The organism is Streptomyces sp. CC224B (genome assembly GCF_030010595.1).
In the GTDB taxonomy this organism is placed as follows: Bacteria; Actinomycetota; Actinomycetes; order Streptomycetales; family Streptomycetaceae; genus Streptomyces; species Streptomyces longispororuber.
Genome location: NZ_JASCXL010000005.1, coordinates 1 through 15707 on the forward strand (window position 1 = coordinate 1; position 15707 = coordinate 15707).

A 15707-nucleotide genomic window follows, 5' to 3' on the forward strand; every position below is an offset into this window, starting at 1 on the left:
GCCGGGGCGCGGCGCGCCCTGGACGCCGGAGCGGACCTCCTGATCTTCCTCGACGTCGACTGCGTCCCCGGCCGCGTCCGACGCGCCCGGCACCCCGGCACCGCCTCCGCCCCCGGCCCAGCTCCTGGGCGCCCTGCACGCGGCCGCGGCGGCCCGCAGCGCCCCGGAGTTCGCCCAGCTCGGGCCGGCCGACCCGGCCGCGGCGGACGACGGGGCGCTGCCGGTGCGCGTGCCCGAGGAGAAGGCGCTGGGCGACGAGGAGCTGCGCTTCGGCCGGGCGCTGCGCCTGCTCAAACAGCCCCAGCCGCACCCGCACCGGCGGGAGTTCGACGAGCAGGCCACGGCCGCGGCGCTCGCCGAGACCGGGCTGCCCGACATCGTGACGCGGGCCGCGCGCCAGCGCTGGCTCGACCTGGTCCTGCTCATCGACGACGGCGTCTCGATGCTCCTGTGGCGGCGCCTGGCCACCGAACTCCGCGCCCTCCTCGAACGCCTCGGCGCCTTCCGCGGCATCCGCGTCCTCGGCCTGGACACCCGCTCACGGCACGCGCCCCTGCTGCGCTCCCGCCCCTTCGACGCGCGCTCCCCGCTGCTCTCGCCCGCCTCGGCCGTGGACCCCTCCGGCGGCACCCTCGTCCTGGTGATCAGCGACGGCGTCGGCGCCTGCTGGCGCGACGGGCGGATGCGCGGCGCCCTGCACCGCTGGGCGCGCCAGGGGCCGACCGCCATCCTGCACGCCCTGCCCGCCCACCTGTGGGGCGGCTCCGGCATCCGCTCCGAGCCCTGGCTCGTCACCACCCGCCGCCGCGGCGCCGCCAACGACACCTGGGACGTGTCCGACCCGCTGCTGCCGCCCGGCCTCGGCGAGGACTTCACCGACGTGCCCGTGCCGGTGCTCGAACCGTACCCTCCGGCCGTCGCCGCCTGGGCGCGCCTCGTGGCCTCGCCCGGCGCGAGCACCGAACTTCCCCTGCTGGTCCCCCCGCACGCCCCGGCGCCGCGCGGCCGGGCCGACACCCGCGCCCCGGACGCCTCCACCGCCGTGCTGCGGTTCCGGGACGCCGCCTCGCCCGAGGCCTACCGCCTGGCCGCGCACCTGGCCGCCGTGTCGCCGCTGACCGTGCCCGTGATGCGGCTCGTCCAGGCGGCGGTGCCCTGGCCGGCCGACACCGCGCACCTCGCCGAGGTGTTCCTCGGCGGCCTCATGCAGCAGGTCGAACCCGCCGACGCGCGCTCGCCCGCCCAGCACCGCCGGTTCGGGTTCACCCGGGACGCGCAGGACATCCTGCTCGACACCGCCTCGCCGATCGACCTGCTGCGCACCACCCGGACCGTCACCGAGCGGCTGCGCGCGCTCGTGGGCCGCTCCCCGGACTTCCCCGCCTGGCTCGCGCACCCCTCCGGCACGAGCGAACTGCTGCCCGGCACCCGGCCGTTCGCCTGGCTGGAGGACCGGCTCCTGACCCACCTGGGCGCCCGGCCGATGGCGGCGCCCGCACCCCGCGGCACCGGCGAGCCGGAGCGGGTGCCGCTGCCGTCGGCCCTGGAGGCGGCACCCTCCTGGCGGCCCCTGCGGGAGCTGACGGACCCGCAGACCCTCGGCCCCTACACGCTGCTGCGCCGCGAGGGCCCCGGCAGCACCCCCGCCGCGTACATCGGCGAGGACGAGGACGGGGTGCGGGTGCTGCTACGCGTGTCCTCCTCCTCGGGCTCACCGGTGGTCCGGCGGGAACTGCTCGACATCGAACGCCGCGCGCTGCGCCGCATGGACGGCGTCTACGCCCCGGCCCTCGTGGCCAGCGACCTGCGCTACGTGCCCATGCCGTGGCTGGCCCTGCGCCTGGACACCCTCGGCGACGGGCAGCCCGCGCCCACCCTGCGCGCCGTCCTGGACGCGGCCGGGCCGCTGGCGGGCACCCCGCTGTTCCTGTGGCTCGGCCAGCACCTGACGCGGGCGGTGGGCCGCTGCCACCGCCGCGGCATCGTGCACGGTTCGCTGGCCCCGGGCGGGGTCCTGGTGACCGAGTCGACCCTGCACATCATCAGCTGGACGTCCGCGCGCATCGACGGGGCGTGGAGCGCCTCGGTGTCGACGACTCCGCCCGCCTCGCCCTACCGGGCCCCCGAGGTGACGTACTGGGGCGAGTCCCGGATCGCGGCCGGTGATGTCTACGCCCTGGGAGCCGTGCTGCTGCACGCGGCAACGGGCCGCCCCTGGCACGGCTTCGAGCACGCAGCCCTGCGCAGGGACCCCCACTTCGCGCGGCTCGACGGCGACCTCGCCGACCTGCTGATGCGCTGCGTGACGGCCGAGCCGGAAGGCAGGCCCACCGTACGGGAGGTCGCCGAGGCCCTCGACACGCGGCGGCCGGGAGCGCAGCCGTGGGACGAGACGGCGGACGACGTCCTGCCGGCCGTCGCGGCGGAGCGCGCGACCGCCGACGAGCCGGAGGACGACGAGAGCGGGGCCTGGGCCCGCACCATCCGGGCGCCGTTGGCGAAGCCGCTGCGGATCGCGGTCGTGGGCGTCAAGGACGGGGCCGGCTGCACCACGACCACGATGATGCTGGGCGCGGTCCTCGCCGACCAGCGCCAGGAGCGGGTGCTCGCCGTCGACGCCGACCGGCACGCGGGCCGCCACGTGCGCCTCGGCGGCCGCGTCTTCCGCAGCACTCTCGTGGGCCTGACGGACCTGGCCGCGGCCCTGCGCGACGTCCGCCGGTTCGAGGACCTCAGCCTGTTCCTGTCCCCGCACCGCTCGGGCCTGATGGTGCTCGCGAACGACTCGCCGACACGGCCGTCGGCCGGGGGCCAGTACACGGACCAGGACTTCCGCGAGGTGCTGCGGACCACGCGGCCGTACTTCCGGATCACCCTGATCGACTCCGACAAGCCGGTACCCCTGACCCTGGAGGACGCCGACCGCATCGTCATCGTCTCGCGCGCCGACCCCGCGGGGCTGACCCAGGCGCAGCACACCCTGGACCGCCTGCTCGCGCTCGACCGCCCCGACCTCATGGAGGACGCCGTCGTCGTCCTCAACCACAGCCGCCCGGCCGCGGGCTGGAATCTCGACTCCGGCGGGATACGCGTGCTGCGCTCCCGCTGCCGCGGCATCGTCACCGTGCCGCGCGACGGCCACCTCGCCATGGCCAGCACCATCGAACTGTCCTGGCTGACGCCGCCCGCGTACAAGGCCTACCTGCGCCTCGCGGCGCTGCTGCTCGGCCGGCGCCCGATGTTCCCGTAGCGGGTGCCGGGTGCCGGGTGCCGGGTGCCGGGTGCCGGGTGGCGAGCGGCGGCGGAGTGCGCGCCGTCAGCCGACCGCGCGCCCCGAGCGGGCCAGCCAGCGCCCCCGGTGCCGGGTGACCTCGACGGGGCGGCCGAAGCAGGCCGTCAGGCGCCCGGCCGTGAGCACCTCGCCGACCGGCCCCCGCGCCTGCACCCGCCCGTCGCGCAGCAGCAGCGCGTGGCCGATGCTCGGCGCCAGCTCCTCCAGGTGGTGGGTGACCGTGACGGTGGCCAGCCCGGGGCGGCCGCGCGCCAGCCGGTCCATGGCGTCGACCAGGTCCTCGCGCGAGGGCAGGTCCAGGGCGTTGAACGGCTCGTCGAGCAGCAGCAGCGCGGGGTCCGCCAGCAGCGCGCGGGCGATGAGGACCCGCGCCCGCTGCCCGCCCGAGCAGACGCCGAACGGCCGGTCCGCCAGCTCCTTGCAGTCCAGCTCGGCCAGCAGCTCGTGCGCCCGCCGCCGGACATCGGGGCCGTACTCCCGCCACAGCGGCTGGACGGTGCCGGTCGCCCCGGTGAGCACGACGGTGTGCGCGGTGGCGTCCTGCGGGACCTTCTGCGCGGAGGACACGAGACCGATGCGGGCGCGCAGTTCGCGCACATCGACGCGGCCGAGGCGGTGGCCGAGCACCTCGACGGTGCCGGTGGTCGGGTGCATGAGCGCGCCGAGCAGCCGGAGCACCGTGGTCTTGCCCGCCCCGTTCGCGCCGAGCAGCGCCCAGTGCTCGCCGGAGCGCACGGTCCAGTCGACGCCGTCCAGGATGACCTGGTCGGTGGTGTGGCGGCGTACGCCCACGCCCGTGAGCGCGGCCACCGCCCGGGCGCCGCCGCCCGCCTCCGCGGTGCTCCTGCCGTCGTCCTCCGCGGCTGTGTTCACGGGGGTCTCCACCGGTTGCGCCTCCTCGTCCCGCCGATCGCGACGCCGTGCCGTGCAGTGCAATGCAGTGCAGTGCAGTGCAGGGTCGTCGCGCGCGTGTCGTTCCGTGCCGTGTGGTGGGCACGGTAGCTGCATACGCCACACTTCTCGTCGCCCGTCCGAACGGTGGACGGCGCGGTACCGGTCGAGGTGCTGCGCACCAGCCAGGACGTGGGGCCCCGTCAGCCCGCCGCGTCCCCCGAGCCGTCGTCGGCGCCGCCGCCGTCGGAGTCGTCGCCCGCCACGCCCTCGACGTACGTACGGACGACCTCGATGTCCCCGATCCGCCCCGGGTCCACGCGCCGCGGGTCGTCGCCGAGGACGACGAGGTCGGCGCGCTTGCCGGGGCTGATGCTGCCCGCGCTGTCCTCCCAGCGGCAGGCGTACGCGGCGTCGACGGTGTACGCGCGCAGCGCCTCCTCCACGCCGATCGCCTCCTCGGGGCCGATGAGCTGCCCGGAGGAGGAGGCGCGTTCGACCATGAACTGGATCGCCCGCAGCGGCGCGCCGTCGGCGACCGGCCGGTCCGAGCTGCCCGCGAGCCGCACCCCGTGGTCGAGGAAGCCCCGCCCCCGGTACAGCCACGGCGCCCGCTCGGGCCCCATCACCGCGGCGTAGTCGTCGCCGAAGTACCGCAGGAACGACGGCTGGACGACGGCGGTCACGCCGAGCGCGGCGAACCGGGCGAGCTGGTCGGGGCGGACCAGACCGGCGTGTTCGACGCGGTGCCGGGCGTCGGGGCGCGGCTTGGCGCGCTGCGCCGCGTCGAGCGCGTCCAGGGCGACGTCGACGGCGCGGTCCCCGATGGCGTGCACAGCGAGCTGCCACCCCGCCCGGTGGCCCTCGACGACGGTCTCCGTGAGCGCCGCCGGATCCGCCTGGAGCTGTCCGGTGGAGTCACTGCCCACGTACGGTGCGGTGAGCGCGGCCGTACGGGCCATCATGCCGCCGTCGGTGAACACCTTCAGGGCGCCCAGCGACAGGTTGCCGTCGCCGAACCCCGTGCGCAGGCCGAGCCCGAACGCCCGCGTGGTGGTGTCCTCGGGCGCGGCCTCGACCGGGCGCAGGGCGTCGGCCGCCACCATGAGCTGGACGCGCAGCGGCAGCCGCCCGGTCTCGTGGGCGAGCTGGAACGCCGCGGCCTCGACGGGGCTGTTGCGGAAGAGCCCGCTGCCGATGCCCGCCTCGGCGCAGCCTGTCACGCCCTCCGAGCGGCACACGCGCCCCGACTCCGCGAGGGCGTCGGCCAGTTCGGTGAGCGCGTACGGCGGGCGCAGGGCGAGGGCCGCGCCCATCGCCTCCTCCGCGAGGAAGCCGTCCGGGCGCGCGGCGGGCGCCGGCAGCTCCGCCAGGACGGCCGAGTTCACCAGGCAGGCGTGCCCGGAGAGGTGCCCCAGGTAGACCTTGCGGCCCGCGCTCACCGTGTCCAGGTCCGCGGCCGTCAACGGCCGGTCCAGTGTGCGCTGGTCGTATCCGCCGAGGGTCACCCAGGCGCCCTCGGGCCGGGCCGCGACGGCCGCCGCCACCGCCGCGAGGACGTCCTCGGCGCGGCGGCTGGGAGCGACGCTCGGGGCCCGCGCCGTGAGGCCCGCCCAGAGGAGGTGGACGTGGCTGTCGATGAAGCCCGGCAGCACGGTCGCCCCGTCGAGGTCCACGACGCGGCGCGCCGGCAGGTCGGCGACGTCGGAGTCGAGCCCCACGACGCGGCCGCGCCAGACGCCGATCTCCTGTGCGACCGGACGGGCCGGATCCATCGTGAGGACGGTGGCGTTGGTGATTCTGGCGCAGAGCACGAACCCATCCCTTCGGGGAGTGAATCTTCATCCTGCACGAGCTATCGTTAGGGAAGCCTAGCCTAAGTTGATGATGGAGGGTGGGGTGGACGAGAGACGGGTGGACCGGCGCACCGGCTGTGCGCACCGGCTCGAGGCCTGGGCCGATGGTGTGGTCGCGGGCCTCGACGCGCAAGAAGACCTCGAACGTTCCTTACAGCGTGCCCTGCGGGGCGCTCCAACTCTGCGCGAGGAGACGGCCGTTCGCCGGGCGGACGCGCTGCGGGCCGCGGCGCTCGGGCTCGGCCCTGAGGGGTGTGCCGTGGCGGCCGGGGTGTCCCGGCGGATGCTGCGTGACTGGCAGGAGCGCGACCCCTCGTTCGCCGCCGCCATGGAGGCCGCGGCGGACCTCGCCGAGCACGACCGGACGCGGGCCCGCGCCGCGGCCGCCCCCGCCGGGCTGAGCCCGGCCGCGCTGCGCGTCGTGCTCAAGGCCGTGCGGGACGGTGCCGTCCAGGCTTCCGCGGCGGAGCTCGGCGGCTGGACCGAGCAGTCCTTCCTGCGGCTGCGGCGCAGGAGCCCGGAGGTCGCCGCGCTGCTCGCCGCCGCGCGCCGGGCGCGCACCAAGAAGGCGGACCGGCGCGGGCGGCACCGGTTCGAGCGGGGGTACCGGCTGGTGCGGGTGGACGAGGGCGAGATGAACGGCGGCGCGGGCACGGGCCGGGGGAGTGCGCACGGCCCGGGCGCGTCGAGCCGGGACGCGTAGCACCCGTCGGCCCGCAGGCAGGGACCACGACGCCGCCGTACGGAGGGATCCGTGCGGCGGCGTTCGGCGGGGCCGGTGGCCCGGTGCCTCAGGGGCGCTGCGTCAGGTACCCGCCCATGGACGTGAAGTACTCGGTGGCGGGCAGCTCCCGGCCGTCCTCGGTGCGGACGCGGGTGATGGCGAGGCCGTGGTTGCGGCCGGTGCGCGCGTCGGCCCCGGCGACGATGACCACGCCCTCGCCCTCGCGGTAGAAGATGCGGCCGGGGGTGCCGCCGTACCGGCCCTCGGACACGACCGCGGCCAGGACCTCCAGGCGCTTGCCCTTGTGGAAGGTGTAGGCGCTCGGGTACGGCTCGGACTGGGCGCGCACCAGGCGCTCCAGGTCCGCCGCCGGCCAGGTCCAGTCGATGCGGCTGTCCTCCAGGGACCGCTTGTGGAAGAAGCTCGCCTGGGACCGGTCCTGCTTGGTGAACCCCGTCTGCCCGGAGGCGATCGCGTCGAGCGCGGCCGTGGTGACCGGGGCGATCAGGTCGACGGTCTTGTGGAACAGGTCGGTGGCGGTGTCCTTCGGCCCGACCGGCACGGACTCCTGGCGGACGATGTCGCCCGCGTCCAGCTCGTCGTTCATCATGTGGGCGGTGACGCCCACCTCGGACTCGCCGTTGATGAGGGCCCAGATCAGCGGGGAGAAGCCCGCGTACTTCGGCAGCAGGGAGTCGTGCACGTTCAGCGTGCCGTGGCGCGGGAGGCCGAAGATGCGCGGGGGGATCCACGTCCGCCAGTTGTTGGCCACGATGATGTCCGGGTCGGCCTCCTTGAGGCGCTCGAACAGCTCGTCGTCGTCGGGGCGGTTGCGGATGAGCACCGGGACGCCGTGCGCCTCGGCGAGGTCGGCGACCGAGTCGTTCCAGATCTTCTCGTACGCGTGCTCGCTCTTGGGGTGCGTGACGACCAGAGCCACGTCGTGCTCGGAGTCCAGGAGGGCTTGCAGGGTGCGATGCCCCCAGGTCTGGTAACCGAACATGACGACCCGCATGGGGTTCCTCCTCAGGACAGGAATGAATCGGCGGTAAGTAAAGCAAGGCTTACCTTATGACGCAATGGGCGCCCCCGGTGCTCCGGTTGGCGGAGCTTGGTGATCGTTCCCGGACGGCGCCTGTCGACACCTGCCGAAGTTTAGCTTAGGCTCACCTAAGTTCGATAGGGGTGTCGCCGAGGCGTGCCCGCTTTCAACGGTTTTGTACGCCTGGCAGTTCGCTCGTCCGTCGCGTGTCGTACGCGCGTTCCGCGCGCCTGACAGGCGGTCGTCCCGCATGAAGAGGAGAGACATGTCGCAGGTTCTTCCTGGAGACGCACCGCTGGTCCACGACGTCATCGGCATCGGCTTCGGGCCGTCCAACGTGGCCATGGCGATCGCGCTGCGCGAGCACAACGCGGGCGTCGGTCCGGAGGAGGCGGTGACCGCGCACTTCTTCGAGCAGCAGCCGAGCTTCGGCTGGCACCGCGGCATGCTCATCGACGACGCGACCATGCAGGTGTCGTTCCTCAAGGACCTCGTGACGCTGCGGAACCCGGCGAGCCGGTACAGCTTCCTCTGCTACCTCAAGAGCCGCGGGCGCCTCATCGACTACGTCAACCACAAGAACCTCTTCCCGCTGCGGGTGGAGTTCCACGACTACTTCGAGTGGGCCGCCGCGCAGGTCGACGACATGGTCTCCTACGGCCATGAGGTCGTCGGCGTCACTCCCGTCGTCCGCGACGGCCTCATAGAGCACCTGGACGTCACCGTCCGCTCGGGCGAGGGGCTCGCGGTCCACCGGGCCCGCAACCTCGTCGTCGCCACCGGTCTGCGGCCCGTCATGCCGGAGGGCGTGGAGCGCGGCGACCGCGTCTGGCACAACTCCGAACTCCTGGCCCGGGCCGACGAGCTGGAGGCCGCCTCGCCCTCGCGGTTCGTCGTCGTGGGCGCCGGGCAGAGCGCCGCCGAGAACGTCGCCTACCTCCACCGCCGCTTCCCGGGGGCCGAGGTCTGCGCCGTCTTCTCCCGGTACGGCTACAGCCCCGCCGACGACAGCAGCTTCGCCAACCGCATCTTCGACCCGGCCGCGGTCGACGAGTACTTCGCCGCGCCCGAGGACGTCAAGCGCCGGCTGATGGACTACCACGGCAACACCAACTACTCCGTGGTCGACATCGACCTGATCCAGTCCCTGTACCGGCAGATGTACCAGGAGAAGGTCACCGGCACCGAGCGGCTGCGCTTCGTCAACGTCTCCCGCCTCACCGGCGTCGAGGAGACCCCCGGCGCGGTCCGCGCCACCGTGACCTCCCTCGTCACCGGCGAGGAGACCCTCCTGGACGCGGACGTCGTGGTCTGCGCGACCGGCTACAGCCCGGCCGACCCCTTCGCCGTCCTCGGCGAGGCCGCCGACCACTGCCTGCGCGACGACCAGGGCCGCGTCCGCGTCGAGCGCGACTACCGCGTCACGACGGACCCCGCCCTGCGCTGCGGCATCTACCTCCAGGGCGGCACCGAGCACACGCACGGCATCACGTCGTCGCTGTTGTCCAACACCGCCGTCAGGGTCGGCGAGATCCTCGACTCGCTCCTGGAGCGCGGGCTCACGTCCGCCGGTCACGGGGCCCGCACGGCCGCCGACGGAGCCGGGAGCGCCGCCCGCTAGGGTGGTGCGCCGGAAGTCGCGGGGCGCCCCCTGCGCCGGGCGCGAGCCGCCCCACCGGGCAGAACTCCCCGCTGGATCAAAGGGATGACGTACGTCGACATGGCCATGACTGCAGTGGAGCGCCCCGTGCCCCGGGGCTCGTCGGAGGCCCGCCGGCGGCGGGTGGTGGGGTTGGGCGCGCTCGCGGTGGTCCTCGTGCTCGTGAGCGCGCTGTCGCTGGCCGTCGGCGCGCGCTCGCTGAGCCCCGGGGACGTGTGGCACGGCCTGTTCGCGGAGCCGGACGCCGACCGGCGGCTCAACGAGATCCGCCTCATCGTGCAGACCGTCCGGGTGCCCCGGACCGTGCTCGGCATCGTGGCGGGCATCGCCCTCGGGGTCGGCGGCGCGCTGATCCAGGGCTACACACGCAACCCGATCGCCGACACCGGGCTGCTCGGGGTGAACGCCGGCGCCTCCTTCGCCGTGGTGTCGGCGATCGCCCTGTTCGGCCTCTCCAACCCGTTCCAGTACGTCTGGTTCGCCTTCCTGGGGGCGGCCGTCGCGGGCGCCGTCGTGTTCGGCCTCGCCAGCATCGGCAGGGGAGCGGGCAACCCCTTGACGCTCGCCCTGGCGGGACAGGGCATCACCGTGTTCCTGGTCGCGATGACCACGGCCATCGCGATGTCCGACCGGGAGTCGCTGAACGCGCTGCGGTTCTGGAACGCGGGCTCGGTGGCCGGCGTGGGCTTCGACATCATCTGGCCGGTGACCGCGTTCATCGCCGTCGGCCTCGTGCTCGCGGCGATCACGCTGCCCGCCATCAACCTGCTCAACCTGGGCGACGACGTCGCGCGCGGCCTGGGCCTGAACATCGCCCTGAGCCGGACGGTCGGCATCGCCGCCATCACCCTGCTCGCGGGCGGGGCGACGGTGGCCTGCGGCCCCATCGCCTTCCTCGGCCTCATGGTCGCCCACGTCGCCCGGTACCTGACCGGGCCCGACTACCGCTGGCTGGTGCCGTACGCGGGGCTGCTCGGCGCCGTCGTCCTGCTGGTCTGCGACATCGTGGGACGGCTGGTCGTACGGCCGGGCGAGCTGGACACGGGGGTCGTCGTCGCCCTGCTCGGCGCCCCGTTCTTCGCGGTCCTGGTGTGGCGCGGGAAGTTCAAGAACGCATGAAGGTCCAGGAGCCCATGAACGGGACAGAAGTGAAGGCATCGGTGGCGCCGGGCGTCCGGCTCGGCGGCGTGTCGTTCGTGTGGCGGCCCTGGCTCGCCCTCGTCACGCTGGTCCTGGCGGCGGTGACGTTCCTGCTGTTCTGCCTGTCCATCAGCGTCGGGGACTTCCCCATCGGCCTGTCCCAGGTGGTCGCCACCCTCTTCGGGCACGGCGAGTCGGTCGACGAGTTCATCATCATGGACCTGCGGATGCCGCGCGCCATGGCGGGGCTCGTCGTGGGCTTCGCGCTCGGCGTCTCCGGGGCGATCACCCAGTCCGTCGCGCGCAACCCCCTGGCCAGCCCGGACATCCTGGGCATCACGTCGGGCGCCAGCGTGGTCGCGGTGTTCCTGGTCACGGTCTCCGGGGGAGCCGCGGCGGCGGTCGTCAGCTCCGTCGGCCTGTCCGCGGCGGCGCTCGCGGGCGGCCTCGGCACCGGACTCCTGGTCTACTTCCTGGCCTGGCGGCGGGGGATCGACGGCTTCCGGCTCATCCTCATCGGCATCTCGGTGAGCGCCGTGATGGAGGCCCTCACCACCTGGCTGCTCGTCAAGGCCGACATCAAGGACGTGGCCCGGGCCCAGGCGTGGCTGGTCGGCTCGCTCCAGGACCGGTCCTGGGACGAGGTCCGGATCGCGCTCTGGTGCACGGTCGTCCTCATGGTCGTCGTGGGCTGCGTGGCATTCCAGTTCAAGCCGCTGCACCTCGGCGACGACGTCGCCGCGGGCCTCGGCGTGCGCTACCAGTGGGTGCGCGCGGCCCTGCTGCTGTGCGCCGTGCTGCTGGCCGCCGTAGGCGTGAGCGCCGCCGGCCCGGTGCCGTTCGTCGCCCTGGTGGCGCCGCAGGTCGCGATGCGCCTCGCGCGGTACCCGACGCCGCCGCTGCTGGCCTCCGGCATGACGGGCGCGCTGCTGCTGATCGGCGCGGACCTGGTGGCGCGCACGGCGCTGCCCGTCACCCTGCCGGTCGGCGTGGTCACCGCCGCCATCGGCGGACCCTTCCTGGTGTACCTCCTGGTGCGGGCCAACCTCAAATAACTGATACAAAGGTGAGGCATGCCTAAATTGGATTGAGGGGGGCTTGTGGTCGCTCAGTACGTCACCGAGACCGGGTCCGAGGCCGTCGACTCCGCGCGCCTCGCGGCCAAGGGTGTCAGCGTCGGGTACGGCGGCAGCATGGTCATCGACGATCTCGACGTGGCGATACCGCCCGGGGTGATCACCACGATCATCGGCCCCAACGGCTGCGGCAAGTCCACCCTGTTGCGCACCCTGTCGCGGCTGCTCAAGCCCGCCAAGGGCGCCGTGGTGCTGGACGGCCAGGACATCGTCAAGCTCAAGACCAAGGACGTGGCGAAGAAGCTCGGCCTGCTGCCGCAGGCGCCGGTCGCGCCGGAGGGCCTGACGGTGGCCGACCTGGTCGCAAGGGGCCGCCACCCGCACCAGAGTTGGCTGCGGCAGTGGTCCTCGGACGACGTCGACGTCGTGGAGCGCGCGCTGGCCATGACCGGGGTGTCCGACCTCGCCGACCGCCCCGTCGACGCGCTGTCCGGCGGGCAGCGGCAGCGCGTGTGGATCTCGATGACCCTCGCCCAGGGCACCGACCTGCTCCTGCTCGACGAGCCCACCACCTATCTGGACCTGGCGCACGCCGTCGACGTCCTGGACCTGGTCGACGACCTGCACGAGTCGGGGCGCACCGTGGTCATGGTGCTGCACGACCTCAACCTGGCGACGCGCTACAGCGACCACCTCGTCGTGATGAAGGACGGGGCGGTCCTCGCCCAGGGGCACCCGCGGGACGTCATCACCGCCGACCTCCTGGAGGAGGCGTTCGGCCTGCGCGCGAAGGTGGTCGACGACCCGGTGGGCGACCGCCCGCTGATCGTCCCGATCGGCCGTACGCACGTCCAGCTCGGCTGAGCGGGCTTCTTCTCCCCGGCACCGGCCAACGGACACCGGCCAACGGCCACCGGCCAACCACACCGGCCCACGAACACCGGACTTCGGGCACCTCACGCCCGAAGCCCCCTTCGGCACGGCTCCGTTCGACGCGGATCCGGCCCGACCGAGGTCCAGCCGAGCCCAGTTGAAAGTTAGGCTAGGCTAACCTCACAACTGCACGATAAGGTTTGCCTGCCCTGACAGGGGCGCATCAGGCAGCGAGAAGGCAAGGGATTTGGGATGCACCTCCACGGAACGACGCGTACGAGGCCCCGGCGGCGGTTGGCGGCAGTCTTGACCGCCACGGCCCTGGGCGTCGGCCTCCTCGCCGGATGCGGCTCCGACAAGGACGACGACAAGGGCGACAAGGGCGACAACGCGGCCCCGGCCGCCGCCGGCAAGTTCCCGGTCACCGTGGAGCACGCGTTCGGGACCACGAAGGTCGACGAGGCCCCCAAGCGGGTCGTCACCGTCGGCTACACCGACGACCAGGCGGTCCTGGCGTTCGGCGTCAAGCCGGTCGGCATGACCGACCAGTACCCGAACCCGGCCGGCAAGTCCCCCGACATCAACACCCAGTGGCCCTGGGTGAAGGACAAGTGGGGTGACACCAAGCCCCAGGTCATCATGAAGAACGGTGACTCCGGCCCCAACTACGAGAAGATCGCCGCCCTCCGGCCGGACCTGATCATCGCGGTCTACTCCGAGATCGACAAGGCCGCCTACGACAAGCTCTCCAAGATCGCCCCCACCGTGGGCCGCACCAAGACCGAGAAGGAGCCGTTCAGCGCCCCCTGGCAGGACAACGCGCTCCACATCGCCAAGGCCCTCGGCCAGGCCGACAAGGGCGCCCAGCTCGTGAAGGGCATCGACGCCAAGCTCGCCGCGGCCAAGAAGGCCCACCCGCAGTTCGGCAAGGAGACCGCCGTCGTCCTGTCCTGGTACAAGGACTCCGTCGCGCCGTTCACCTCCACCGACGTGCGCGGCCGTCTGACGACCGGCATCGGCTACAAGTACCAGACGAAGATCGACAAGGTCGCGGACGGCAACTTCTCCACCACGCTCTCGCCCGAGCGCATCGACCTCGTCGACGTCGACCGCGTCTTCGTCGTCAACGACAAGGCCGACCAGAAGTCCCTGAAGAACTTCAAGCTCTTCGCCAACCTCAAGGCCGTCAAGAAGGGCAAGGTCTCGTACCTGCTGGACAGCGAGGGCCCGGCGGTCGGCGCCGCGATGTCCCAGAGCACGCTGCTGTCCCTGCCGTACGCGATCGACGAGCTCGTCAAGTCGGTCGACTAGGGCCGGGTGTGAGCACTACTGACATGCGCGCCGCCCCGGCGGCGGCGCTGCGCACGGCGACCGGACGCGAGGCCACCCGGTGGGTCACGGCGCACTGCCGCGAGGTGCCGTGGCTGACCGCGGCCACCGTGCTCACCACGGTGGCCGGGGCGGCGCTCCAGGTGCTGCCCGTGCTGCTGCTCGGCCGCGTGGTCGACGCCGTGGTCGAGGGCGAGTCCCGCTCGGTCCTCGTCACCGTCGGAGTGCTGATGGGGGCCGCCGCGCTGCTCGGCGCGGTGGCCACCGCGGCCTCCACGTACCTGATCGGACGCCTCGGCGCCGACCTGCTCGCGCGGCTGCGCGAGGCCGCGGTCCGCGCGGTGCTCGGCATGCCGAGCACCCGGGTCGAACAGGTGGGCCGCGGCGACGTGCTGTCCCGGGTCGGCGACGACGTGGCCGTGCTGTCCAAGGGCATCCGCACGGCCATCCCCACGGTGTTCTCGGCGGGCGTCCTGGTCTTCATCGCCACGGTCGGCATGTTCGGCCTCGACTGGCGGCTCGGCCTCGCGGGCGCCGGCGCGCTGCCCGCGTACGCGCTCGCCCTGCGCTGGTACCTGCCCCGCTCCGCCCCGCTCTACCGCAAGCAGCGCGTCGCGCAGGCCGACCGCGCGCAGGCGCTGATCAGCGGCCTGAACGGCATCGACACCGTACGGGCGTACCGGCTCGAGGACACCTTCCGCGAGAAGGTCACCAGCGAGTCGTGGCGGGTGCGCAACTACGGCATCGAGGTCTTCCGGTTCTTCGGCCGCTTCGTCGGCCGGGAGAACCGCGCCGAGTTCATCGGCCTGGTCCTCATCCTCGTCGTCGGGTACGCCCTGCTGGAGGCGGACGCCGCCAGCCTGGGCGAGGTGTCGGCGGCCCCGCTGATGTTCCACCGCCTGTTCACCCCGCTCGGCGCCATCATGTTCACCTTCGACGAGGCGCAGAAGTCCGGCGCGAGCCTGACCCGCCTCGTCGGCGTGATGGGGGAGGAGGCCGAGGACCGGCTCGTCGGCGACGCGTCCGTCACCGCCGCCGGCACCGCGCCGCAGGCGGTCACGGTGCGGGGGCTGACCTACAGCTACCCCGGCACCACCCGGCCCGTCCTGCGCGACGTCGACCTGACGATCCCGGCCGGCGGCTCGCTCGCCCTCGTGGGCGCCACGGGCGCGGGCAAGACGACGCTGGCCGCGCTGATCGCGGGCATCGGCACCCCGCAGGCCGGGTCGGTGCGCATCGGCCCGACCGACCTCGCCGACGTGGACGAGGCCGCGGCCCGGTCCCTGGTGAGCATCCTCACCCAGGAGACCCACGTGTTCTCCGGCACGCTCGCCGACGACCTGCGGCTCGCCGCGCCGGAGGCGACCGACGCCGCGCTCATGGACGCGCTGCGCACGGTCGGCGCCGCCGGGTGGGTCGAGGCGCTGCCCGAGGGCCTCGACACCCTCGTCGGCGAGGGCGGCGAACGCCTGGACGTCACCAAGGTCACCCACATCGCCCTGGCCCGCCTCGTCCTCGGCCGCGCACCGGTGGTCGTACTCGACGAGTCGACCGCAGAGGCGGGCAGCGAGGGCGCCGCCGAGCTGGAGCGGGCCGTGCTCGCCGCGTGCGCGGGCCGGACCACGCTGTTCGTGGCGCACCGCCTGACCCAGGCGATGACGGCCGACAGCATCGCCGTACTGGACGCGGGACGCGTCGTGGAACAGGGCACGCACGACGAGCTGGTGGCCCTCGGCGGCCGCTACGCACGGCTGTGGCAGGCGTGGCGAGAAGGTAGTTAGGTGGGCCCCATCCCAAGGGGGTGGGGGCCACGTTCATTGCTTG

General features: G+C 73.6%; 10 protein-coding genes and 1 pseudogene. 8 read left to right on the forward strand and 3 right to left on the reverse strand.

Annotated features, from left to right (window positions below; translation table 11 throughout):
• Positions 1–73: 73 nt before the first annotated feature.
• Positions 74–3250: pseudogene (locus QK440_RS03380) on the forward strand (SAV_2336 N-terminal domain-related protein); the annotation flags it as partial.
• A gap of 66 nt (positions 3251–3316) precedes the next feature.
• Here QK440_RS03380 and QK440_RS03385 read toward each other — a convergent pair.
• Positions 3317–4102, reverse strand: coding sequence for an ATP-binding cassette domain-containing protein (locus QK440_RS03385; RefSeq protein WP_282791522.1), 786 nt, complete (start codon positions 4100–4102; stop codon positions 3317–3319).
• A gap of 284 nt (positions 4103–4386) precedes the next feature.
• Positions 4387–5997, reverse strand: coding sequence for an amidohydrolase (locus QK440_RS03390; RefSeq protein WP_282791415.1), 1611 nt, complete (start codon positions 5995–5997; stop codon positions 4387–4389).
• 85 nt (positions 5998–6082) lie between these two features.
• On the opposite strand from QK440_RS03390, the gene QK440_RS03395 reads away from it, so the two are divergent.
• Complete coding sequence (locus QK440_RS03395; RefSeq protein ID WP_282791416.1) at positions 6083–6742, forward strand: hypothetical protein; 660 nt, start codon at positions 6083–6085, stop codon at positions 6740–6742.
• 88 nt (positions 6743–6830) lie between these two features.
• On the opposite strand, the gene QK440_RS03400 is transcribed toward QK440_RS03395, so the two are convergent.
• Positions 6831–7778: a methionyl-tRNA formyltransferase gene (locus tag QK440_RS03400; RefSeq protein WP_282791417.1), complete on the reverse strand. Its 948-nt coding sequence runs from the start codon at positions 7776–7778 to the stop codon at positions 6831–6833.
• A gap of 292 nt (positions 7779–8070) precedes the next feature.
• On the opposite strand from QK440_RS03400, the gene QK440_RS03405 reads away from it, so the two are divergent.
• From QK440_RS03405 to QK440_RS03430, 6 genes are all read left to right on the forward strand, one after another.
• On the forward strand, positions 8071–9426 hold the full coding sequence (locus tag QK440_RS03405; protein ID WP_282791418.1) for a lysine N(6)-hydroxylase/L-ornithine N(5)-oxygenase family protein: 1356 nt from the start codon (positions 8071–8073) through the stop codon (positions 9424–9426).
• Between the two features lie 99 nt (positions 9427–9525).
• The gene (locus QK440_RS03410; protein ID WP_282791523.1) at positions 9526–10584 is read left to right on the forward strand and encodes an iron ABC transporter permease; all 1059 of its coding nucleotides are present in this window, start codon (positions 9526–9528) and stop codon (positions 10582–10584) included.
• A gap of 14 nt (positions 10585–10598) precedes the next feature.
• Positions 10599–11660, forward strand: a complete 1062-nt coding sequence (locus QK440_RS03415) for an iron chelate uptake ABC transporter family permease subunit (RefSeq protein ID WP_282791419.1) — start codon at positions 10599–10601, stop codon at positions 11658–11660.
• 45 nt (positions 11661–11705) lie between these two features.
• Positions 11706–12545, forward strand: coding sequence for an ABC transporter ATP-binding protein (locus QK440_RS03420; protein ID WP_282791420.1), 840 nt, complete (start codon positions 11706–11708; stop codon positions 12543–12545).
• A gap of 261 nt (positions 12546–12806) precedes the next feature.
• Positions 12807–13865: an iron-siderophore ABC transporter substrate-binding protein gene (locus tag QK440_RS03425; protein ID WP_282791421.1), complete on the forward strand. Its 1059-nt coding sequence runs from the start codon at positions 12807–12809 to the stop codon at positions 13863–13865.
• Between the two features lie 8 nt (positions 13866–13873).
• On the forward strand, positions 13874–15664 hold the full coding sequence (locus QK440_RS03430; RefSeq protein WP_282791422.1) for an ABC transporter ATP-binding protein: 1791 nt from the start codon (positions 13874–13876) through the stop codon (positions 15662–15664).
• Positions 15665–15707: the final 43 nt, after the last annotated feature.